At 71.0% G+C, this 23,069-nt stretch carries 16 protein-coding genes; 9 read left to right on the top strand and 7 right to left on the bottom strand.

Going from position 1 to position 23,069, the window contains the following annotated elements; all coding sequences use genetic code 11:
• Nucleotides 1-25 precede the first annotated feature (25 nt).
• On the top strand, nucleotides 26-1,981 hold the full coding sequence (locus WMF36_RS45255; RefSeq protein ID WP_437577070.1) for a hypothetical protein: 1,956 nt from the start codon (nucleotides 26-28) through the stop codon (nucleotides 1,979-1,981).
• On the opposite strand, the gene WMF36_RS45250 is transcribed toward WMF36_RS45255, so the two are convergent.
• From WMF36_RS45250 to WMF36_RS45240, 3 genes are all read right to left on the bottom strand, one after another.
• Nucleotides 1,968-3,629, bottom strand: coding sequence for a hypothetical protein (locus tag WMF36_RS45250; protein WP_437577069.1), 1,662 nt, complete (start codon nucleotides 3,627-3,629; stop codon nucleotides 1,968-1,970). The genes WMF36_RS45255 and WMF36_RS45250 overlap by 14 nt on opposite strands.
• Before the next feature lie 132 nt (nucleotides 3,630-3,761).
• Nucleotides 3,762-4,265 (bottom strand): SRPBCC family protein, encoded by a 504-nt coding sequence (locus tag WMF36_RS45245; RefSeq protein ID WP_437577068.1) that lies wholly within the window; start codon nucleotides 4,263-4,265, stop codon nucleotides 3,762-3,764.
• Nucleotides 4,262-4,639: an ArsR/SmtB family transcription factor gene (locus tag WMF36_RS45240; RefSeq protein WP_437577067.1), complete on the bottom strand. Its 378-nt coding sequence runs from the start codon at nucleotides 4,637-4,639 to the stop codon at nucleotides 4,262-4,264. Before WMF36_RS45240 ends, WMF36_RS45245 begins: the two co-directional genes overlap by 4 nt.
• Before the next feature lie 277 nt (nucleotides 4,640-4,916).
• Between WMF36_RS45240 and WMF36_RS45235 the strand changes: the two genes are divergently transcribed.
• The gene (locus WMF36_RS45235) at nucleotides 4,917-7,694 is read left to right on the top strand and encodes a hypothetical protein (protein WP_437577066.1); all 2,778 of its coding nucleotides are present in this window, start codon (nucleotides 4,917-4,919) and stop codon (nucleotides 7,692-7,694) included.
• 22 nt (nucleotides 7,695-7,716) lie between these two features.
• Here the strand turns inward: WMF36_RS45235 and WMF36_RS45230 are convergent, their stop codons facing one another.
• From WMF36_RS45230 to WMF36_RS45215, 4 genes are all read right to left on the bottom strand, one after another.
• Nucleotides 7,717-9,159: a PAS domain-containing protein gene (locus WMF36_RS45230; protein ID WP_437577065.1), complete on the bottom strand. Its 1,443-nt coding sequence runs from the start codon at nucleotides 9,157-9,159 to the stop codon at nucleotides 7,717-7,719.
• A 318-nt stretch (nucleotides 9,160-9,477) separates the two neighbouring features.
• On the bottom strand, nucleotides 9,478-10,503 hold the full coding sequence (locus WMF36_RS45225) for a hypothetical protein (RefSeq protein ID WP_437577064.1): 1,026 nt from the start codon (nucleotides 10,501-10,503) through the stop codon (nucleotides 9,478-9,480).
• A gap of 361 nt (nucleotides 10,504-10,864) precedes the next feature.
• The gene (locus WMF36_RS45220) at nucleotides 10,865-11,473 is read right to left on the bottom strand and encodes a peroxiredoxin-like family protein (RefSeq protein WP_437577063.1); all 609 of its coding nucleotides are present in this window, start codon (nucleotides 11,471-11,473) and stop codon (nucleotides 10,865-10,867) included.
• Between the two features lie 63 nt (nucleotides 11,474-11,536).
• Nucleotides 11,537-12,502 carry an endo alpha-1,4 polygalactosaminidase gene (locus WMF36_RS45215; RefSeq protein ID WP_437577062.1) on the bottom strand — a complete coding sequence of 322 codons (966 nt, stop codon included), beginning with the start codon at nucleotides 12,500-12,502 and terminating at the stop codon, nucleotides 11,537-11,539.
• A 308-nt stretch (nucleotides 12,503-12,810) separates the two neighbouring features.
• Between WMF36_RS45215 and WMF36_RS45210 the strand changes: the two genes are divergently transcribed.
• The 7 genes from WMF36_RS45210 to WMF36_RS45180 all read left to right on the top strand — a co-directional run bounded on the left by WMF36_RS45210 (nucleotide 12,811) and on the right by WMF36_RS45180 (nucleotide 23,067).
• Nucleotides 12,811-14,949, top strand: coding sequence for a cytochrome C peroxidase (locus WMF36_RS45210; RefSeq protein WP_437577061.1), 2,139 nt, complete (start codon nucleotides 12,811-12,813; stop codon nucleotides 14,947-14,949).
• Nucleotides 14,950-15,090: 141 nt separating this feature from the next.
• Nucleotides 15,091-16,056 (top strand): class I SAM-dependent methyltransferase, encoded by a 966-nt coding sequence (locus WMF36_RS45205; RefSeq protein ID WP_437577060.1) that lies wholly within the window; start codon nucleotides 15,091-15,093, stop codon nucleotides 16,054-16,056.
• Nucleotides 16,057-16,417: 361 nt separating this feature from the next.
• Nucleotides 16,418-17,203 carry an ABC transporter ATP-binding protein gene (locus WMF36_RS45200; RefSeq protein ID WP_437577059.1) on the top strand — a complete coding sequence of 262 codons (786 nt, stop codon included), beginning with the start codon at nucleotides 16,418-16,420 and terminating at the stop codon, nucleotides 17,201-17,203.
• Nucleotides 17,200-19,305, top strand: a complete 2,106-nt coding sequence (locus WMF36_RS45195; protein WP_437577058.1) for a TonB-dependent receptor — start codon at nucleotides 17,200-17,202, stop codon at nucleotides 19,303-19,305. The genes WMF36_RS45200 and WMF36_RS45195 overlap by 4 nt, the downstream gene beginning before the upstream one ends.
• A gap of 39 nt (nucleotides 19,306-19,344) precedes the next feature.
• Nucleotides 19,345-20,778, top strand: a complete 1,434-nt coding sequence (locus WMF36_RS45190; protein WP_437577057.1) for a DUF3526 domain-containing protein — start codon at nucleotides 19,345-19,347, stop codon at nucleotides 20,776-20,778.
• Complete coding sequence (locus WMF36_RS45185; RefSeq protein WP_437577056.1) at nucleotides 20,775-22,277, top strand: DUF3526 domain-containing protein; 1,503 nt, start codon at nucleotides 20,775-20,777, stop codon at nucleotides 22,275-22,277. The genes WMF36_RS45190 and WMF36_RS45185 overlap by 4 nt, the downstream gene beginning before the upstream one ends.
• Nucleotides 22,270-23,067, top strand: a complete 798-nt coding sequence (locus WMF36_RS45180) for a methyltransferase (RefSeq protein WP_437577055.1) — start codon at nucleotides 22,270-22,272, stop codon at nucleotides 23,065-23,067. Before WMF36_RS45185 ends, WMF36_RS45180 begins: the two co-directional genes overlap by 8 nt.
• Nucleotides 23,068-23,069: the final 2 nt, after the last annotated feature.

Genomic DNA, 23,069 nt, shown 5'->3' with positions numbered 1-23,069 from the left:
TGAGGTGCGAGAGGTGAGGAGAAGCATGCGAACCATCCGCGTTCTCTTGATATCGCTGGTCTGCGCGCTCGCCATGCTGCCTGCGCGCGCGGCCTGGGCCGCCATCGATGTGACATTCGTGCAGCCCGGACAGCGCGCATGGATCGACAGGAACGTCAGCGTCCAGGTCCAGGTGAGCTCCACGCTCCAGATCGCGCGTGTCACGGCGCAGCTCGGCGCGGGCTCCGTGATCCTCACGAACACCGGAGGCGCCACCTACAGGGCGGGCATCTCAACGTTCGGGCTGCCGTACGGCGAGCACATCCTGACCGTCACGGCGACCGACGTCACGGGCACCAGCGTGTCCGCGCAGCGCACCGTGCTCAAGGACCAACCGCCTACCGTCCAGATCCTGGCGCCGATGCACGAGTCGGTCGCCCATCCGGCGCTCCGGCTCGCCGCGACCTGCGTCGACGACCACCCGGAGGACTGCACCATCCGGGTCCTCGCCGCCTTCCAAGACACGACGAGCCCGCCGACCTCGGTCGAGCTCGCGCGGGGCACGGCGGCGCTCGACACCGTCGTCGACCTCAGCGCCCTCAGCGGCCGTCGCTTCGGGCTGGAATTCAATGTCATCGACACCTACAGCAGCATGACCGTCACGGGCCCCACGATCCACGTCGAGACAAGCCCGCTGCTCACGGCGATCGAGGAGGTGCCCGGCCAGATCCTCGATTTCGACGGATCGAGGATCCTGTTCGTCAACGCACGACTGGAGTTCTTCTTGCTCGATCGGGCGACACGGGCCATCACGCGGATCCTCAAGGTGCCGTTGCCCTATCCGTCCCAGTTCAACGAAACCATGCGAGGGTTTCTCACCGGCGCCGGCGCCGTGATCGAGGTGCCGGTTGGGCTCGGCGGGGGTGGCGCGGGCACCGTGTACGATTGGCGCGACGGCGCCCTGCTGAAGCTGGCGGAGCGCGGCCGCCTCGCGTTCGTGAGCGGCGATTACATGGCGTACTCGGGAAGTGGCACGTACCTGCGCGATCTCGCGTCGGGCACCGACGAGCTCGCGCTCGGCGCCGCGCTGGACCGCTTCAAGCTGGATGTCGCCGAGGACGGGCTCCTCGCCTATGTGGAGGGCCGCTCGTCACTCTACACGCGCAGAAATGGAACGAGCACGCTGCTGGCAACGAGCGGGGAGGAAATCACGCGCCCCGTGACGGACGGGCGCAATGTGGTGTTCACGAAGATCCTCAATTCCGGTCAGCATCAAACCATCCTCGCAACCCCATCCGGGCAGGCGCCGCTCGGTGTCGCCCCTGTCCCGCGCCCAGAGGGCGCCCAGACGGGCGCCTACCAGCTCCACGCCGGCTACATCGCTTTTCTCCGGGGCCCGCGCGGCTCGGAGCAGGTCTGGCTGAGGACACCGACCGGCGCGCAGCACCAGATCAGCTTCTTCGGCCCCCCCAGCCAGCTCGACGATCCGCCTGCGCGCCTGGGCCACGACGGCATCAGCGACACCGGCGAGGTGATGTTCCTCAACCCGCCGAAACGCTACCTGGGCGCCTCGGGCGCCGCTCCGCGCGAGATAGGCTCGCATCTGGGACACGCGCGCTGGTTCGAAGGCGCCTGGTACGTCGTGATGGGGAACACGCTGTTCGAGGTCGACGACGGGTCGAGCGGTGAGGGCGAGGGCGGCTCCGCCGGCGAGACTTTCGCGAGCGCGCGCGGCGCGCGCACCGCCCTGCCGAGCACGGAGGTCAGCGGAGCGGGCGCGCGCGTGACGAGCGCGGCCGAGGCAGGCTCGTCCGAGCTTTCGGCAGGCGAGCCGCCGGCGTTCAGCGGGTGCGCTGTCGCGGCGCGCCAGCCCGGGCGGGGCGGGGCCCTGGAAGCCGTCGTCCTCGCGGCGCTCGGTTTCGCCACGGCGGCGCGGGCGTCGCGGGGACGACGACGGCTCAGGCGAGAACGCTCGGGAGCGCAGGTCGCTACGGCATCGTGATCGCGTCGGCGCCCGGGACCGGCCGGAGCTCGATCTCGGCGAAGCGGCGATGGGTGAAGTTGAGCTGGATGCGAAAGGGCGAGGTGGAGAGCACGGTGGCCTTGGCGCCGCACGCCTCATCGCCGGTCCCGAGGACCGTCCGAGAGCGGCCGCCGGATAGGGCGCCATCGTTGCTGAGGCACGAGGTCTGGTTGATCCCGCTCTTCTGGGACCAGAGGAAGACACCGAAGCCCTTCTCTTGACCCTCGGGCGGGGGGTACGCCTCGTCGACGTACTCGAACATCCCGACGTGCAGCTGGGCCCCGTAGAAGCCCGTGATGCTACCATCCCGCTCGAGGAGCCCGGTGGGGCCGCACACGCCGTAATCGAGCTCGTTCGTGCTCCGTCTGTACACGATCGTGCCCACGTCGAGCCCTTCGCAACCGCCGAAGGGGTCCGTCAGCTCTACCGCACCAGAAGGTGTGCCCGTCACGTCGACGAAGCTACCGAGCGGGGTGGGCGCGGGCGGCGTCGGCGCCGGATCCCCCGCGCAGAGCGGGACCATGGTGGGGATCGCAGCCTGGGTCGGCCCCGGCTCTGGCAATCCATTACCCCAGCACCAGAGACGGTCGTTCTCCAGCACCGCGCACGGCGTGATCCCGAGCGTCACCCGTTTCGCCTTGCCGGCCCAGAGATCCACGTCGACGAAGGTCGTGCGATCGACGTAGGCGTCGTTGCCCAGCTCCCCGTCGCCGCCGCGTCCCTGGCAGCGAATGCCGCCCTCCAGCGTGACGTAACACTGGTTGAAGATCGCCTCCGCGTAATCGGCGGCAGAGACGTCCGGCACCGGCACCGGAGCCGCGAGGCAAGGGCCCGCGTCGTTCTCGTCGCCGACCCCGCAATAGACCGCGTCTGATTCCGTCACCGCGCAGCCCTTTCGGAGCGAGACGACGCGCTCCCCTCCGAAGTCCAGCTGCACCGGGGCGCAGGACTCGTGGCTTGGGCCCGCGCAGTGGACGGCGCCCCCCTCGTCGAGACCGCACACCGACCACGGCGCCACGCTGATGTCCGTGATCCGCGCGCCGTCACCGAGCGCCATGAATTGCCACGCGTCGAGCTCGTCATCCCAGCAGGACACGTCGCTGTCGTCGCGCAGCACGCAGAACCAGTTGTCGTTCTGGATCGAGACCTTCCTGATCCCGGCCGGCGTGTCGGGGAACCGGACGGGCTCTCGCTCGGTGTTGGCGGCGGCGCGCGCGTCACGGATGGGGTCGGGCTCGTATTCTCCCCAGTAGAAGAGCTCACCGGCCTGGTTCACGGCCAGCGTCTCGCCGGAGTCAGCGACGTCGAGCGTGAGCACACCGCCCGGCACCGTGATCTGGGCGAGCTCGTCTCCATCCTCCGCGTCGTTGGCGATGCAGTTTTCGGCGCCCCAGCACCACAACGTGCCGTCTTGCTTGATCACGCAGGTGCAGAGCCCTGGAAAGATCTCGCTCACCTCGCAGCCTGAGCCCTCATCACCCGCGCCGCCCGCGCCAGCCGATCCGCCGCCTTCCCCGACACCGCCGCCCGAGCCACCCATTCCACCGCTGCCGCCGCTCGTCGCGCCGCCCATTCCTCCGGAGCCCGGAGGCGGGTCGCCTCCGGAGCAACCGAGCACATAAGCCAAGCTTGCCATCATCGAGAACCTGAACCACCGCATCCGCATGGTCTCCGGTTCTCACGCGCAACTCCACGCCGTCAAGGCGCGCGACGCCGCAGCAAGGATCCGTCGCGCCGTACGCCCGCGCGCCGTGATCGGCTATGCCTCCGTGCGGGCGTCGCCCAGGTAGTAATCGCGCTGCGCCGGATAGTAGTCGGCGAAGCTGGGCAGCGGCTCACCGAGCCGGGAGGCGACGAGCATGTCGAGGTAATACTCCCAGCCCGGCCCTGTATCGCCGGCGAGCGCGGGATCGGTGAGGTGCTGGACGAAGGTGAGCTCGGTCGTCTCGCCCTTCGCCGCGAGCGACAGCTCGAGCCGCCACTCGCCGTAATCGTCCTTCGTCGCGAGCGCGACGCGATGCGGCGGCTCGCACGCCTCGATCGAGACGTCGCACCACGGCGCCCCCTGCTCGAACGCCATCTGGAGGCGCACCGTCTTGCCGGGCCCCGCCTCCCCCTCCCACGGGCCGATCCAGCGCGCCGTGCTCTCGGAGGCGGTGACGCTCTGCCAGACGTCTTCAATGGGAGCGCGAAAGCTGCGCGTGATGACGAGATCGGCGCCTGTCGCCGTGCTCCGGACGCGGCCGGTGGGTCGGGGGCTCATGCTGTCTCCTTCTTGCGTTTCGCTTCGTTGCTGGATGGGGTCGCGGTCGCCATGCGCCGCTGTCGGCCGACGCGGTGCACCTCGGTCTCGAGCGCGTCAAAACGGCGGTGCCACGGGCTCTCGGCGTGCAGCTCTCGCAGGAACGCCTCGATCTCGGCGAGCGCACCGAGCTCGAGGCGGTACTCGCGCTCGCGGCCGCACTGGACGTCGCGCACCAGGCCCGCCTCGCGCAGCACGCGCAGGTGCCGGCTGACCGCCGGGCGGCTGACCGGAAACGCGCCGGCGATGCTGCCGGCCGTGGCGCTGCGGTCGCGCAGCATCCGCAGGATCTCCCTCCGGATCGGATCCGCCAGCGCCTGGGCAACCGCGTCCATCGACGTGATACGTAACCGATTTGTTACGCGTCGTCAAGCCGCACAGCGCACCCCGGCATGCGGAATTGACGCACTGGCATGCCCGACGTGAGCGTCCATCCAATGGACACGGCCCTCGTTCCACCAATGCAATCATCGATCCCGCGGCGCCGCTCCGGCGGGGCAAGAATGCAGGGCCGCGCGCATCGATAAATACAAACAACACTTGATTCCAGGGCGCCGCCATGCGGTTCTATGCTGAGGGGATATCTCCCCTTTACCCCGCAAGGAGGTCAGGATGGTCCTACATCGTCATCCACGCTCTCTCAGTTCCCTGCTCATCACCGCCGCCGCTTTCGTGTGCCTCTTGGTCGGGCACCGGGCGGAGGCGGCTCCGTCGTATACGCTCTTCGAGAGCGGCCAGGTAAGGCCGCTCGCACTCTCGCCCGACCGCACGCTGCTGCTCGCGGCCAATACACCCGACAACCGCCTGGAGATCTTCCGCGTCACATCGAGCGGCCTTTCGCACCTCTCCTCCGTGAGCGTGGGCCTCGAGCCCGTCGCCGTCGCCGCGCGCAGCAACGACGAGGTGTGGGTCGTCAATCACCTCTCGGACAGCGTCAGCGTCGTCGACGTGTCGTTTCCCTCACGCCCGCGGCTCGTGCGCACGCTCCTCGTCGGGGACGAGCCGCGCGACATCGTCTTCGCAGGCCCGGGTCGCTCGCGCGCGTTCATCACCGCGGCCCACCGGGGCCAGAACGCGCCGTTCGATCCGCAGCTGACGACGCCCGGGGTCGGCCGCGCGGACGTCTGGGTGTTCAACGCGAACGCGGTCGTGAATGACGCGTCGCTCGGCGGCGCGCCCCTCACGATCCTCACCTTCTTCACCGACACGCCGAGGGCGCTCGCGGTCAGCCCGGACGGGGCCTCGGTCTACGCCGCGGGCTTTCACACCGGCAATCGCACGACCGCCGTCCACCGCGTGCTCGTGGAGGAGGGCGGCGGACTGCCGCCGCCGCTCACCAACTTCCTCGGCGAGCCGCAGCCGTCGACATCGCTCATCGTCCGCCACGACGGCGACCACTGGGTCGACACCCTCGGCCGCCCCTGGGACGACGAGATCAGGTTCTCGCTGCCGGACAAGGACGTCTTCGTCATCGACGCCATGGCCAGCCCCCCGCACCAGCGCCCCGGCAGCGCCGGCTTCTTCACCGGCGTGGGGACCATCCTCTACAACATGGTCGTCAACCCGGCGAACGGGAAGGTCTATGTCTCCAACACCGAGGCGTTCAACCTCGATCGCTTCGAGGGCCCGGGCACCTTCGCCGGATCGAGCGTCCGAGGGCACCTGCACGAGAGCCGGATCACCGTGCTCGGCGGCGGCGCGGCCCTGCCGCGGCACCTGAACAAGCACATCGATTACACGACGTGCTGCGCCCCCGTGCCCAACCCGGAGAACGCAAAGAGCCTGGCCACGCCGGTCGATATGGCGGTGACCAGCGACGGCTCGAAGCTCTACGTCGCCGCGTTCGGGTCGAGCAAGATCGGGGTCTTCACGACGGCCGAGCTGGAGAGCGACACCTTCACGCCGAGCCTGGCGAGCCAGATCCCGGTCAGCGGCGGCGGGCCGAGCGGGCTCGCGCTCGATCAGCCGCGCGGCCGGCTGTACGTGCTCACGCGCTTCGACAACTCCATCTCGATCATCGACACCGTGACGCGCGCCGAGACCGCGCACCTCGCGCTCCACAACCCCGAGCCGGAAAGCGTGGTCCGCGGGCGGGTGTTCCTCCACGACGCGAGCTTCACGTCGAGCCACGGCGACTCGTCGTGCGCGAGCTGCCACGTGTTCGGCGATCTCGACAGCCTGGCCTGGGACCTCGGCAATCCGGACGCGACCACCCAGACGAACCCTGGGCCGTTCACGAGCATCAACCCGCCGTTCCCCGCCGACACGACGCTGAAGCCCATGAAGGGGCCGATGATGACCCAGAGCCTGCGCGGGATGGCCAACCACGGGCCGATGCACTGGCGCGGCGACCGCACGGGCGGCAACGACGAGCCCACCGCGCAGCCGGACAGCGGGGCCTTCGACGAGCGCGCGGCGTTCAGGCGATTCCAGGCCGGCTTCACCGGCCTGCTCGGCCGGGACGCGCCCATCCCGGACGACGACATGGAGGCGTTCACCGACTTCATCCTCCAGCTGACGTATCCGCCGAACCCGATCCGGAATCTCGACAATTCCCTCACCGCCGACCAGCAGGCCGGGCGCGATCACTTCGTCCGCGAGGGCGTCGACGGCACGTTCTCATGCGCCTCCTGCCACAGCCTGGACCCCGACGCGAACGCCGGCGCCGGCGAGCCTTTCCCCGGCTTCTTCGGGTCGGACGGCTCGAGCGTCGGACAGGAGAACGGTCAGAGCTTCAAGAACCCTCACCTGCGCAACATGTACCAGAAGGTCGGCATGTTCGGCATGGCCGCGGTCCCGAGCCTCTTCCACCCCGGAGACAACGAGTTCATGGGCGACCAGATCCGCGGCTTCGGGTTCATGCACGACGGGGTCATGGACACGCTCTTCCGCTTCCACCAGGCGATCGGGTTCGAGGAGAGCGGCTTCACGCCGAACGGCTTCCCGCTCGACGCCTCCGGGGTCATCCTGCGCCGGCAAGCCGTGGACTTCATGCTCGCGTTCGACACGAACCTCGCGCCGATCGTCGGCCAGCAGGTCACGCTCGGCGCGCACAACGCGGCGGCGGCCTGGCCGCGGATCGACCTGCTCCTCGATCGCGCCGAGGTCGGGGAGTGCGATCTCGTGGCGAAGATCCCGTTCTTCCTGGAGGAGATCGGCCTGCTCTACGCAGGAGGTGGCCAGTTCACCACCGATCGGAGCGCGGCCCCGCCGGTGAGCGACGTCGGCCTGCGCTGGTTCTCCGTGCTCACCGGCCACCGGGTGACGTACACCTGCACGCCGCCCGGCTCGGGCCCGCGGAGCGGCGTCGACCGCGACGGCGACGGCATTCGCGACGGCGACGAGCGCGACGCCGGCACGGATCCGGCGGATCCGTCGAGCCCCGGCTGAGCGGGCGGCGCGGCGCGGCGCCTCAGCCGCGCCGCGCCTCGCGCATGCACCAGCGGAGCGCCTCTTTCAGGCTGCGCAGCGTGCATACCTGCGAGAGATCGAAGCCCAGCCCGACCATCGTCTGCGCGACCGGCGGGCGGATGCCGGTGACCACGGCCCGGCAGCCGAGCAGCGTGAGCCCATTCGTGATCTTGATCAGGTGCTGCGCCGTGGTCGTGTCGACCGAATCGATGCCGGTGAGGTCGAGGATGGCGAAGGCCGCCTGCCGCTCCACGACGGCCGCGAGCAGCGACTCCATCACCATCGCCGCGCGATCCGCGTCGACCGCGCCGATCAAGGGCACGATGAGCACGTCCTGCCAGACCTCGATGATCGGGCTCGACAGCCGCGCGATCGACTCCTGCTGATCCCGGGTGAGCCGCAGCTGCTCCCGCAGCTGCTGCTCGACGCGGCGCTGCTGCGTGATGTCCTCGCTGATGGCGCCGACGCCGATGATCTCGCCGAGCACGTCCTTCTGGGGGACGAACCTGGTCCGCCAGACGCCGTCTTGCCGTTTCTGCTCGGCGTGCGCGACCTCTCCGGAGAGGGCGCGCTGAAAGGCCTCGCGCACGTCGTCCGTGTCGCCGCAGAGCTCGATCATGTGCTTGCCCAGCCCGTTTCGCTCCATCGCGCCGACCTGCGCGAGCGCCCCGCCCTGCGCCACCACGCAGACGCCGTCCTTGTCGAACGCCCAGATGATGATCGGCATGCTGCTGATGCACGCACGGAGCAGCTCCGCCTGCGCGGCGAGGTTGACGTGGTCGGCCAGGTTGATGCCGAACGTCTGCACGCCATCGATCTCGCCGTCCTCGCCGCGGCGGGGCGCGTAGTGCACGATCCAGTGCACGCCGTCGGCCACGGTGTCCATGCGGACCGTCTCGCCGGCGAGCGCGCGCTTGCACAGCTCGTGGACCTGCGCGCCCTCGCCGTAGAGCTCGAGCATGGTCTTTCCGACGAGCTGGCCCGGCTTGAGCCCGAGGTTCACGAGCCCGTTGCCGTCCGAGACCTGGAGCGTGCCCGCCCGGTCGCAGGCCCAGATGACCGCATCCATGGTCTGGAACACGTCGACAAGGACGCGCGCCTGGGTCTCCCACGCCTCGCGATCGGGCTTCACGGCGGCCCAGAGCGCCGTGTCGTCGGCGCGCCACAGGGTCCATCGCAGCGGGGTGGTCTCGCCGCGGGCGTCCACGAGGCGCGCCGTCGCGGAGACGCTGCCCGCGGCGGCGCGCGCGGCCGTCATCCGCGCCGTCAGCTCGCCGCGATCGTCCTCGTGCACGCGCTCGAGGACCCGCCCGGGAGGACCGACGCGCTGCTCCCAGGCCGGGTTACAGGCGACCACCTCCCCCGTGCCGGAGAGCAACGCCATCGGCATGGGCGTGCCATTCAGCAGCGTCGTACACGAGATCGAGGCGAGCCTGTTATCCATTGCTTCCTTGCAACAAGGCCAGATGTGGCGAGCCCGGCGCGCTCCCAGGCCTCTCGCGATGGGTGTAGAACCGAGCTCGGGTCACCGTCGAGACACCAGGTGCGAACAGGTAGGAGACTGCCGGGAGGACCTTGGTGCTGGGACGGTCGAGCCTAGCTGCAAAGCGAGCCGTGCCCCGGTGATATCATTTGACAGCGCGTGGGCGCCAGCTCCATCGCTGTGAGGGGCACCGGCATCCGGGTGGTGGCCCGCCCGAACCGGGGAGGGAGACATGAAGGCGGGAGTCGCGCGCCCGGTCTCCTGTCTTCCTGCAGGAGCTCACGATGGGCGTATCGGCTCCGCGAGCCAGCGAACCAGCGCATCGCCCTCGAGATCAAGCAACGCATCCTCGACCTCGCACGGGCCGATCGCGCGGGCTCGCTCGAGGATCGAGCGCTCTTCTTCGGCCGTCGGTCGCCGCCCGATCCGCCGCGCGAAGAGGCGGCCGAGCAGCTCGGTGATCGCCTGCTGCTTGCCGCGCTCCTCTCCTCGCTGCTCTCCTCGCTGCTCTCCTCGCTGCTCTCCTCGCTGCTCTCCTCGCTGCTCTCCTCGCTGCTCTCCTCGCTGCTCTCCCCGCAGCTCTCCCCGTCGCTCGGCCTCGATGATCATCTCCCCGATGATCGGCGTGCGCCGGAGCAGCCCCTCTTCCTTGTCCTCCACCATGATGATGAGCTCCTTCATCAGATTATGCCCCCAGGGATCGATGGTCGCCATCACCAGGAGCGCCGTGTACAGCTCGGCCCGCTCCTCGACGGTCTTCGCCCCCGCGTGGATCTCCGCGACGACCTGCCGCAGCGCCGCCGCGGTCGCGTTACGTGCCAGCGGGGCGAACACCAGCCAGAGCACGCTGCCGCGCGCCTGGAGCTCGCCGACCGTGCGCTGGTAGACGGCGTCGACGCGGAAGTGCGTGCCGCTGAACGGCCGCCCCGGCCAGGCGGTGCGGCGCTGGCCGGTCGCCGGCAAGCGCCGCCTGCGGCCCGACAGAACCACGGCGACGCTCTCGATCGGCGGCACCGTCTCGCCGGGGCCGTCGAGGCGAAGCGCGGCGAAGAGGAAGCCGAGGTATTCGAAGATGCGATCCGGAACGTCGTCGCGGAGCGCGAAGCAGAACTCGACGTGCAACACCCGCGGCTCGCCATCAACCCGCAGGCGCAAGGCCTTGTCGAGGCGGCGCTCGATGTGGGTGACCTGGCTGTCGACCCAGCCGAGGACCTCGATGGCGCGGCCCTCGGGGACGAGGGCGCGCACCAGGTCCTCGGGGCGCCTTCGGGCGAGGTGGCGCAAGGTGATGTCAGCGTCTCCCATGCCCGGCGCTCATGGCAGATCGCGCACCAGCGGTTCAGGAGGCAAAAAAACAAGGGATTCCGGGGTGAGGCGTGCCGTCGAGCAGGTGGCGGCGCCATGGCGGGTGACGGCCTCGCGAGCCGCGGGCAGCAGACTACAGCCTGCGACGGCGAGGGTTGAATACGCACCGGGCGCTGCCCGGCGTGCGCGTCACACGAGCAGGGCACCCGCGCATGCTACTGCCGGGCGAAGAGGTGACCATGATCATTGAAGAAGAGGTCTCCACGACCGATGGGGTCGAAGATCGAGATGCGCCCCCACGGCGGATTCGTGGGGTACCGAACGACGCACCGCGCTGAGCGCACGTCGCTTGCTCAGAGGATCAACCGCGTTCCGGGACACAGACGACATCGCCGGAAGCGGGCCGGTCCCGCTCCGCGCGTGCCAGGGTCACGAGCACGTCGACTGACCACTGATCGTCGACGTGCTCGCCGTACTTCGCGGCGAGCACCCGCCCATCGCTCGCGATCAACAGATCGGCCGGCAGCCCGAGCCGGCCGCCGTGCGGATCGAGCGAGGGAGCCGGCTGCCGCCGCGCGACGACCGCCGGCAGGCTCGCCGCGATCGCCCTGAGGATCGGCCAGAAGGCCCGCGGATCCAGCAGCGCGCGGGGTGAGGACTCGACGCCGAGCTCGCCGTACAGCCGCCTGTCCGGGTCGGCGACCACCGCGAACGGCAGGCCGGCCACGTGCTCGCGCAGCTCGCCGGCGGGCGAGTGGAACAGCACCACCTCGCGAACGCCCGCAGCGACCACCTCGTCGTGACGACGGGCAAAGGAGCGCAGGTGCAGGTTGCAGACAGGGCAGCCCGCGAAGCGCCGGAACTGAAGGTGGGTCAACCGCGCGGGATCCGGGATGCGGACAGGCGCGCCGGTGACGCTCACAAGATCGCGTCCGGCGACGACGGCGCCGGGTCTCAATCGCTTGGACATCGAACCTTCCCTTCTCCTGCACGCGCACCGTAGGCGTACGATGTACACGTCAAAGGCCGGAGCTCACCGGCAGGGCCACCGACCGCCGTCGAGGTCGAGCGGCATCTCCATGCTATTGAAATTCCACGCGTTCGCACGCGGGCAGAAGAGCGATCCATCGGTCATGTGACCCGAGAACGGATCGTCGTATTCCACCTCGAACACGGCCTTGCCGTTCGCCAGGAACGTATCGACGAGGATCTCGCACTCGTCGTACTCGAAGCACTGCTCGTTCAGCGTCCAGTCAAAGTACGGCCACAGGTCCTCCGCCTGCTCGATGTCGCCCTTGAGCCCGACGGACATGCCCATGCCGTGGGCGAGCTCCGCGATGAATCGGTTGTAGGCGATCTGGTCTTCGTAGGTGAGTGGGAACCCTGAGTCGTTGGCGTAGCCGTCAACCTCGTCGGGCTCGATGGCGTCGAAGCCCTTGTCCTTGCAGGCCTGGAACCGGGCCCGCATGATCGGCCCGAGGACGTCGATCTGCCGGATATCGAGCCAGAACGAGCCTTCCCAGTGGTAGTCCGGGTTGCCCTTGACCGACTCCGGGAAGTCGCCGGCGTCCGGCCGGTAGTCCTCGAACGCGCCGACGTCGACGTAGCAGATGACCTTGGCGCCCATCGCGTGGAGCGCGGCGACCGTCTCGGCCGGCGTGAACTCCCAGTCGATGTCGTAGACCGAGGGGGGCGGCGTATCGAGGGGTGCTCCGGCGGGATCGACCAAGCCCATGTCCCTGGGGTCGTTCACATCCAAGGGGTGGTCGATCATCCAGTGCCACGACGTCTCCAGCGCCGGGATCCAGAGGTCGGGGTCCCCTCCGGCGGACGTCGACGAGGCGGACGTCGACGCCGCCGGCGAGCTCGATCCGCCGGGCGCGTCTCGGCTCGTACCCCCTGCTCCGCCCGGATCCGTGCCTGCGTCGGCGCACGCGAGGAGCACCGACGCCAGGACGGGAACCAACGATTCGACCACCGCGAGCCACGATCGATGCATGATGGCGCTCCTCTCATCGCTCCGGAGCTCGACCGCTCCGGCGGGGGCGCATGGACGCCCACCCGGCACCCAGACGCCTCACTGCCGGAGCTTCGCCCTGGAAGCGAGAGAGGGAAACACAGAAAGCGGAGATAGCCTGCTCTTGCGCTCGCCTACTTCGCGCTCTCCGCGGCGTCAGCACGCCGAGGAGGCGCTGTTGATCCTGAAGAACAGGGGGATCCTCGCGATCGATACGGCGACCCGAGGAGACGGTCCCTCCTCGGGGACGCGCCCGTCACACACTCGCCCGCTCGCCCGATGGTCCAGGCATGAGAGCCGCCGCCCCGACCGCCCTCGCCCTCCTGATCTCCTGCACCCCCGCCCCGCGCGACGCGGCCCCGCCGGCGCCGAGCGTCGCCGCCGCCGGACCGACGCCGCCGATCATCGCAGCCGCCGGACCGACGCCGCCGCCGTCCTGCGCACGGCGCACCGCGGGCCCCGCGCCGGCGCCGCTCGATCCGACCCACGCCGGCTCCGGCGTCGCCCTCGCGGACCTCGACGGCCGTACCCTCGCCTTCGTCGCCGACGAGGACGATCGCGCTCTCCACACCGTCGACCTCGACGCCCGCGCCCCGCTCGCGCGCACCCCGCTCGCGGGCCGGCCCGCCCAGGTGATCGTGCTGGGCGACGGTCGCGTCGTGGCCTCGCTGCGCGACCGCGGCCTGCTCGAGGTGCTCGAGCCGACCGGCGCCGCCGCGCCGCTCGCACGCCTCTGCCTGGTGCCCGTGGCGAGCGAGCCGGTGGGGCTGGCGATGACGCCGGACCGCGCGACCCTGCTCGTCGCGAGCCGGTGGGCCCCCGCGCTCACCAGCTTCGCGACCGCAGACCTCCGGCGGCTCGGCGAGCTCCCGCTCGCGCGGGATCCCGGCGCGGTCGTCGCATCCGCCGACGGCCGGCGCGCGTTCGTCGCCCACGCCGTGGGCGGCCGCATCAGCGTCGTGGCGCTCGGCGATGGCGGGGCGCCGACCTCGGCGCGGGAGCTCCCGACCGACGGGGTGGAGTGGCGCCCACGGGCTGCACTGTCGAAGATATCGAGCTGGGTTGCCCCTCCCGTGCCGAGCGGGGCCGCTCGAAGCGCGCCCGCCGGGCGGAAGGGCCTCCGGGCGGTCCAGGCGCCCGCGCCGGTGCGCGTCGACCGCCGCGGCTCGCAGGGCTTCGCGCTGGCGCGCGCGGCGAACGGCGCGGTCTTCGCGCCCATCGCGCTCGTGGATCCGGGGCCCGGGACGAACAGCGGCGGCTACGGGGCCGCGCGCGCCCAGACCGCGATCGACCACATCGCGGTCGTCGACCCGATGGGCGAGCGCGCGGACGTCCCGCCGGTGTCGACCCACCTCGGGACCCAGGGCTGCCAGCTGCCGCGCGCGGCCGCGATCGCGCCCGCGGAGGAGGTCTTGCTCGTCACCTGCCTCGGCCGCGACGAGGTGATCGCCTACGACGCCCGCGCCCGGATCCCAGGCCAGACGAAGGCGGCCGGGTCGGCGCGGGATCGCGAGCTCTACCGCGCCCGCGTGGGCTCCGGGCCCACCGCCATCGCCGTCGACAGCGCGCGCGGGCGCGCCGTGGTCTTCACCCGGTTCGACGGCGAGCTGACGATCCTGCCCGCCGCCCGCGCCCCGACGTCGGCCGTGATCCGTGGCCCCCGCAAGGAGCTTTCGGGCGAGCTGCCGGTCGTGGTCCTGCCCCGCGCGTCGCGCCTCGACGAGCAGCGCGCGGAGGGCCAGCGGCTCTTCCACGCGGCCGGCGGGCGGCGCATCGCGTTCGACGGCCGCGCCTGCGCCAGCTGCCACCCCGACGGTCGCGACGACGCGCTCACGTGGTCGACGCCCGAGGGGCCGCGCCAGACGCCGGTGCTGATGGGGCGGCTCGACGGCACCGCGCCGTACGGCTGGGAAGGCGACAAGAAGGACCTGGAGGGCCACTTCGCCCGGACCCTGTCGCGGCTCGGAGGCGCCGGCCTGACCGCGGAGGAGCGCGACGCGATCTTCGCCTATCTCCGCGCCATGGAGCCGCCCGTCGGCGCGGCGGACCTCACGGCCGAGGAGCGCGCCGCGATCGTCGCGCCGCCGCCGGCCGGCGCCGCGGAGGCAGGCGCCCACGCGGCCCTCGCCGCCCGCGGCGAGGCGCTGTTCAACGCCCGCGAGGCGGGCTGCTCGAGCTGCCACGTGGGCGATGAGCTGACCACTGACGGCGCGCGCCACGACGTGCGGAGCGCGACCCGCTTCGAGGCGGCGCGCGCCTTCGATACGCCCTCGCTGCGCTTCATCGGCAGGTCGGCGCCGTACTACCACGACGGCCGCTACCCGACGCTGCTCGCGCTACTCGACGGCGTGGACGGAACCATGGGACACACCGCCCATCTGTCCGCCCAGGATCGGCGAGCCCTTGTCGCCTACCTGGAGTCGCTCTGACGGCATCCTGAGGCCCGCGCTGCCGAGCCGATCCGGCTCGCCGGCACGAGCTCTCCCACCGAGCGTGAGTTGCGGAGAGCGCACCGGAGGCGATACGTTGAGACCACGCCTTCTCGTGAGGTCCGCCCGAGGTGCCTTGTCATGGGAAATGAATTCTCCGAGCACCCCTCGCACTCGGCCGAGTACTTCGGCGACACGCGCGACAGCTGGTGGAATCACGATTACGTCGAGCTCCTCGCGCGGAGGTGGGGCCTGAGCCGGGTGCGCGAGGTGCTCGACGTCGGGTGCGGCGTGGGGCACTGGGGGCGCGTGCTCGGCGGCGTCCTGCCCAGGGCGGCGCGCATCACCGGCGTCGACCGCGATCCCATCTGGGTCGAGAAGGCGGCCGAGCGCGCGGCGGCGCGCGGGGAGGCGGAGCGGTTTCGTTATCAGGTCGGGATCGCCGAGCAGCTGCCGTTCGAGGGCGACACGTTCGATCTCGTGACGTGCCAGACGGTGCTGATCCACGCCGCGGATCCGGCCGCGATGATCGCCGAGATGGTCCGCGTCGCCAGGCCGGGCGGGCTCGTGGCCGCCGCCGAGCCGAACAACCTGGCCGGCGCCCTGCTCGACGCGGCCGTGCTGAGCGCGCCGGTGGAGCAGACCCTCACCCTCGTGCGCTTCCAGCTCCTGTGCGAGCGGGGCAAGGCGGCCCTGGGCGAAGGGCACAGCTCGCTGGGCGAGCTCGTCCCCGAGCTCTTCGCCAGGCACGGTCTCCTCGATATCCAGGTCTATCTCAACGACAAGGCGAGCGTGGTCCTGCCGCCCTATGCGTCGGCGGAGCAGCGCGCGACCGTGGAGGAGATCTCCGGCTTCGCCCGGCGCGACTTCTGGATCTGGAGCCGGTCCGACACGCATCGCTATTTCCTCGCCGGCGGCGGCGAGGAGCACGAGTTCGAGGCGTGCTGGGCGGCGGCGCTGGCCGCGGCGCACAGAAATGCCGAGGCGATCGCCCGGGGGACGTACGCGAGCGCCGGCGGCAGCGTCGGCTACATCGTGTGCGGGACGAAGCCGTTCCCGCATTCGAGCCGCCACCTGCCCGCCCCGCCCCTGCACCGGGATCGATGACACGGGCGAGGTGATCGCCGCCTCCGGGCCCCGCGCCAGGTGGCCTCGTTCATGGGCCGCATCACGATCTGCACGATGCGCGAGCGGTCCCGCGGCAGCGCGGCGAGCACCCCGGCCTCAGCCACGTCCTCCGCGGTGGAGGAGCCCTGCATGCGCCCCGAGCCCGCGGTGCGCCCGTCGCCGAGCGCGAAGTGGGTCTCGACGCCGCCCGGGCAGACGGCGCTCACCTTGATGGCCGCCCCGCGTCGACCAGGAGACGAAGAAGCGTCTCAAATGCAAATGCATCACATTTGCATTTGACTTTCATTTGTTACGCTCGCATAAGGTGCGCGCCGGCGGCGATGGCCCCGGCTGCCCAGTCATGCTCACGGCGAACAAGCTTTCGAAAACCTACGGGGGCGTCCCCGCGCTCGACGCGCTCGATCTCGAGGTCCCGGCCGGAGAGGTGTTCTGTCTCCTCGGCCCCAACGGGGCGGGCAAGACCACCACGCTGAGCCTCTTCCTCGGCTTCACGAGGCCTTCCTCCGGCGCCGCCTACGTGGGCTCCGCTCACGTGGAGCCCGATCCCATCGGGGCGCGGCGGCGGATCGCCTACGTCCCTGAGCAGGTGCAGCTCTATCCGCACCTCACCGGCTGCGAGAACCTCGCTTATTTCCTCGGCCTGTCGCAGGCGCGCGTGCCCCCCTCGGCGGAGCTCTCGCGGCTGCTCACCGCGGCCGGGCTGCCCGAGGGCGCCGTGCGCCGCCCGGCGAGCGGTTACTCGAAGGGCATGCGGCAGAAGGTCGTCCTCGCCCTCTCGCAGGCGAAGAGCGCCAGCGCCCTGCTCCTCGACGAGCCGACCTCCGGGCTGGATCCGGGCGCCGTCCGCGAGCTCTGCGCCGCGATCCGGCGCGAGGGCGACCGCGGCGCCGCCGTGCTGATGGTGACCCACGACCTCGGCGCCGTCGCGAGCATCGCGCACCGGATCGGCGTCATGAAGGCCGGCCGGCTCGTCGAGATCACGAGCGCCGCCGGCCTGTCCGAGGCCGAGGTCCTCTCGCTGTATCGCCGGCACTTCGACCCCCCCGGCGACGCGGCTCCGCCGCTCCCCCCGCGCGGCGGCGCGCCCGCCGCTCCCGCCGCGCCTGTGCCGCAGGCCCTGTCATGACCCCGCGCGCGCGCACCTCCGGCCTCGCCACCGCGCTCGCCGCGCTCCTCTCGACCCCCGCCGCTGCGGCGGCGCCCCCGGGAGGCGCCGCGCCGGCCGGCGCCCCAGAGACCGCGGCGCTCGACGCCTCCGTCGCGCTCGGCGAGGAGGTCGTCGTCATCGGCCAGCGAGTCGGCCCGCTCGACAGCGCCGACGTCGTGACCTCGGTCGATATCCTCGGCGGCGAGGAGATCCAGGGGCAGAGCACGGCCGAGCCGCTCGAGCTGCTCCGGCGCGTCCCCGCGGTCTACGTCGAGTCCTTCAACCAGGGCATCATCAACGCCGACGTGGGGCTCCGCGGCTTCAACACGCAGGGCGACGTCGCCCACACGAAGCTCCTCATCGACGGCATCCCCAGCAACCACCACGTCGGCCTCCCCGACATGAAGGCCGTCTTTCCGCTCGAGATCGAGCGGATGGAGGTCGTCAAGGGCACGAACGACCCGCGCTATGGCCTGAACAACGTCGCTGGCAACATCCATGTCATCACCCGCAAGACGGGGAGCGAGCGCATCGCCCGGCTCCTCGCCGGGAGCTTCTGGACCGTCGAGCCCCAGGTGCTCGTCGCGACCGAGCACGACGCCCTGAGCCAGACCTACTTCGCCGGGTACCGCGGCTCGGACAACTACCGCGATCACGCGAGGGCCGACAGGGTCGCGGGCTCGGCCAAGTGGTTCTATGAGCCGTCCAGGGAGCTCCGGGTCGGGCTCATCCTGCGCGGCATGCTCCTCGACGCGGACGCCCCCGGCTACCTGTCGGAAGAGGACGCGCGCGCGCGCCCCACGGTGTCGCCTGCCCATTCGGCGACCGACGGCGGCCGGCAGACGACCCTCCACGCGAGCGTCCACCTGGATCACGAGCTCACCCAGGGCCTCTCGTGGCAACTCAAGGGCTACGGGCAGGCGTTCCTGCGGGACCGGTGGGTGAAGTTCGATCCCGACCTCGACCAGCAGCAGCGGGTCGAGAACGACAGGCAGTACGGCGCGATCTCGGTGCTCACGTACCGCGCGCGCGACCCCCGGGCGCTCGGCCTCACCGTCGAGTGGGGGGTCGACTACCAGCTGCAGGACAACCGATACCAGCGCATCCCCACGGTCGATCGCCAGCGGCAAGGCGCCGCGTTCCGCGACGAGGACTTCGCCCTTCACGCCGCCGGCTCCTACGTGCAGGCGAGCGCGAGCCCGATCAAGCCGATCAAGCTGGTGGCCGCGCTGCGGGCCGACCGCCTGGCCGGCGCCGGCAGCTTCCTGGAGCAGCCCGAGGGCGAGGCGGCCCGCAGGGTCGATCACGCTCTCAACGATTACGGCTTCATCTGGCAGCCGAAGGCGAGCGTCATGGTCACGCCGGTGAAGGGACAGAGCCTGTACGCCAACTACGGGCGCACGTTCCAGATCGGCACCGGCAAGGGCGCCTATGCCGTTCAGGGCACCCCCCTCGATCCGTCGATCAACGACGGATGGGAGATCGGCTATAGGTCGAGCGTCTTCCCGTGGGTCACGAGCCACATCGCCTACTGGGAGCAGCGCGCGAGCGGCGAGGTGCGGGACAAGGGCGACGGCTCCGGCGACGCCGAGAACGTCGGCGAGACGCTGCGGCGCGGCTTCGACGTCGAGCTCACGCTGCAACCGTTCGAGTTCCTCTCGGTGTGGGGCGCGTTCAGTCGCGCCATCTCGGAGCAGGTCGAGCCCGGGCCTGCGCTCGCCGCGAACCAGGGCAAGGAGCTCGATCACGTCCCGAGCTTCAGCGCCAAGGGTGGGATCGACGTGCGCCCCGTGCAGGAGCTGCTCGTCTCGCTCTTCTGCTACGCGCAGGGCGATTACTACCTGAACAAGGAGAACAACACGCCGGAGCACGGCGCGCGGAAGGTCGGCGATTACGTCGTCGTCAACGCGAGCGCGGCCTACGACGTGAGCGAGGCTCTCTCGGTCGGCGTCGAGGTGAACAACCTGCTCGACCCGTCGTACGACACGTCCATCTGGTACAAGGACTTCGGCGCCGCAGGGGCCCAGCACAACCCGGGCAACGCTCGCTCGGCGTACGTGACTGGCACCTTGCGCTTCTGAGACCGCCGCGGTCCGACGAGCCCCTCAGGGAGTCAGCGCATGAGAGCCCTCTTCACAGCGGCGCGGCACGAGGCGATCCGCGCGTTCCGCAACCGCACCTTCCGCATCGCCGCCGCGCTCGTCGCGGCGCTCCTCGTCGCGGCGTTCCTGCTCGAGGCCGCGCGCCACACCGGGGAGGCCCGCCAGCGCGCGGCCCTCCAGGAGCTCGTCCACCGCCAGTGGGTCGACCAGCCCGATCGCCACCCGCACCGCGCCGCCCATTACGGATCCTTCGCCTTCCGGCCACCGAGCCCGCTCGGCTTCTTCGACCCAGGACTCGAGTCCTTCGCCGGCACCTCCCTCTTCCTCGAGCCGCACCAGCGCAACGCGCTGAGCTTCAGCGAGGCCGCGCAGTCGAGCGAGCTCGCGCGCTTCGGGACCCCGAGCGCCGCCTTCGTCCTCCAAATCCTGCTCCCGCTGCTCATCTTCTGCATGACCTTCGCCAGCGTCGCCGGCGAGCGCGAGGCAGGGACATGGGCTCTCGCCATCTCCCAGGGCGTGGACGCGCGCGCCCTCATCGCCGGCAAGGCCCTCGGGACGCTGCTCGCGGTCGCGCTGTGGCTCGCGCCGCTCCTCGCGCTCGCGCTCGCCGGCGCGCTGCTCACGGGCGTCCTCGACGCCTCCGGGGACACGCTCGTCCGCGCCGCGCTCCTCGCGGGCGGCTATGCCGTCTATCTGACCGCCTGCACGGCGCTCGGCGTGCTCGTCTCGTCCTTCCACCGCCGCGCGCAGGGCGCCCTCCTGACGCTGCTCGGCCTGTGGGTCGCGCTCTGGATCGTCGTGCCGCGGCTCGCCACCCAGGCCGCGAGCCGCCTCCACCCGACGCCCTCGCGGGCCCAGGTCGAGCTCGATCTCGCGCGGGCGATCCGCGACGTCGGCGACAGCCACGATCCCGGGAATCCGCATTTCCAGGAGCTGCAGCGCCGCACCCTGGCCGAGCACGGCGCGTCGCGGGTCGAGGACCTCCCGGTCAACTACGGCGGCGTCGTGATGCGCGAGGGGGAGAAGGTCACGACCGCGCTGTTCAACGACTACTATACGCGCCTGTTCGACGCGCATCGCGCCCAGAACGGGCTCGCGCTAAAGGCGGGCCTGTTCACGCCGCTGCTCGCGATCCGGTCGTTCTCGATGGGGCTCGCCGGCACCGACGCCCACCACCTCGTCGACTTCGAGCAGCAGGCCGAGGCGCACCGCTACGCCTTCATCCAGCGCCTGAACCACCTGCACATCACCAGGATCCGCTGGCACAACGACAAGGCGCAGCGGGTCGATCGGGCCGAGTGGAGCGAGCTCTCCCCCTTCGAGCACAGGCGGCCTGCCGCCGGATGGGCGCTGTCCCGCGTCGCGCCCGCGGGCCTCGCCGTGCTCGCGTGGGCGGCGGCGCTCTCGCTCGGGGTCGCGCTCTTCACCCGCCGCCACGGAGAGGCATCGTGAACCCGTTTGTCGCATGGGCTCGCCTCGAGCTCCGCCAGCTCCTCCGCGCGCGGGTGCTCCTCGTCACCGCCTCGCTCCTGCTCGCGGCCGGTGTCGCCGCCATCGTGGACGGCGCGGCCCGCGTCGCCGCGGAGCGCGAGATCATCGCGGCGCTCGAGCCTGCGCTCAGGGAGGAGGAGAGCTATCTCCGCGAGACCCACGCGCCGCACGACGACCTCGGCCTCGTCCTCTACTACCTCGCGATGCCGATCGCGCACGAGCCGAACGAATGGACGGCGCTGTCGACCGGGCTGCGCGACGTGCACCCGTACAGCCGGCACCTGCGCTTCATCGGCCTCGTGCCCCAGCTCTACCAGACGGACATCGCCAATCCGCTCAAGCAGCTCGCCGGCAGCTTCGATTACGGGTTCGTCCTCATCTTCCTCGTCCCGCTCTTCATCATCGGCGTGAGCTACGATGTCCGCTCGCGCGACGACGACCTCGGCACGGAAGCGCTCGTCTGCTCCCAGCCGACGCGCCTGTCGCGCCTGCTCGCGGTCCGGCTCGGGCTGCGCGCCGCGCTCGTCGCCGCCGTGGCGCTCGCGCTGTTCGCCTTCGCCGTCGCCTGGCTCGGCCTGCCGCTCGACGCGCGCGCCGGCGCCTTCGCGCTCGCCTCGCTCGCGTACATCGCGCTCTGGTTCGCCCTGGTCTTCCTCGTGGCCTCGTTGCGCCGCTCGTCGGCGTGGAACGCCATCACGCTCGTGGGCGCCTGGATGGCCTGGTGCGTCCTCCTGCCCGCGCTCGTCAACCTCGCGATCCTCACGGCCTCTCCCGCCCGCGGCGGCGTCGAGCTCACGCTCGCGCAGCGTCAGGAGATGAACGCGGGCTGGGACCGGCCGAAGCGCGCCACCCTCGATCCGTTCTTCGCGCGGCGCCCCGAGTGGGCCTCTACCCCCGTGCCCGAGGACCGCTTCTCCTGGCCCTGGTACTACGCCATGCACGAGATGGGCGACGCGCACGTCGCCCGGCAGGTCGATGCGTATCACGCGGCGCTCGCGCGCCGAGAGCGCTGGACCGAGCGGGCCGCCCTCGCCCTGCCGCCCCTCGCGCTCCAGCTCCTGCTCGACCGGATCGCGGGCACGGACATGGCCACGGAGCTCGCCTTCCGGGACAGCATCGCCGCCTACCATGGCCAGCTGAAGCAGTATTTCTATCCGCTCGTCTTCAACTACGAGGGCCTCGCGGCGTTCGACATCGACGCCGTCCCGCGCCATCGATTCGCGGGCGCCGGGCAGCCGGCGCCGCTCTCCGCGCTCGCGGGGCTCGTCGGCGTCCTCGGGCTGCTCGGCGTCATGCTCCCGCGGGCCGTTCGCCGCATCGACGCGACCCCGCGGCCGGAGGAGGCGACCGTCGCGAAAGAGGAGCTCTCTCCGGCCGGCCGCCGGCCAGGAGCCCCCGAGTCGCCGCCACGGATTGATGACGCGCGACGGGAACGCGCGGGAGACGTGAGCCATGGATGATCGAACGCCGCGGATCGAGGACATCGACGGTCTGCTCTTCACCCCGGATGAGCTCGCTGCGCTCGCCGAACCGCTCAGGACCCTCTATCTCTCGCTGCCGCCCACGCTCTCCGCCGAGGAGATCGAGCGGGTCAACCGGGGCACCCAGGTCGCGGGGGGCGACTACGTCTATCGCGGGTTGAATTTCGCGGTCCCGTCCGGCGTCCTCGTGCCGGGCGGGACGAGCGAGGTGATCTTCGACGCCCTGCACGACGGGCTCGTCGAGACGCAGGGCGCCGCGGTCATCGTGATGGGGTGCGGGGCGGGCGTCGAGCCCGTCCTCGCGCGACGGCGCGGCGCGCGGGAGATCCACGCCATGGACATCCATGAAGCGAGCGTCGCGTCGAGCCTCGCGAGCTTCGAGCGGCACACGGGGCCGCGCGACCCCGAACGGCATCACTTCGTGATCTCGGATCTCTTCTCCGCGCTGCCGCGCGGCGAGCGCGCCGACGTGATCGTCTTCAACCCGCCCGCGAACCCGCTGCGCTCGGACGATCCCGATCTCACCCGGGTGAACTTCTCGGGCTCCGCGATCATGGTGCGCTTCTTCGACGAGATCGCCTCGCGAGCGCTGCTCGCGCCGGGCGGCAGGGTCGTCACCGTGCTGTCCAACGCGAGCGACCTGCGGGGCATCGTGGCGCACGCCCTGCGGCGGGGCTTCAGGCTCGAGATCGTGAGACGGAAGACCTGGTCCGCTCCCTACGACAAGATCCTGACACACCTCCTCTCCTTCACGCTGGACGAGCGCTGACG

Origin of the sequence: Sorangium sp. So ce887 (assembly GCF_051521455.1) — a bacterium.
Classification (GTDB): domain Bacteria; phylum Myxococcota_A; class Polyangia; order Polyangiales; family Polyangiaceae; genus Sorangium.
This window is presented reverse-complemented; position numbering and strand designations above follow the sequence as displayed.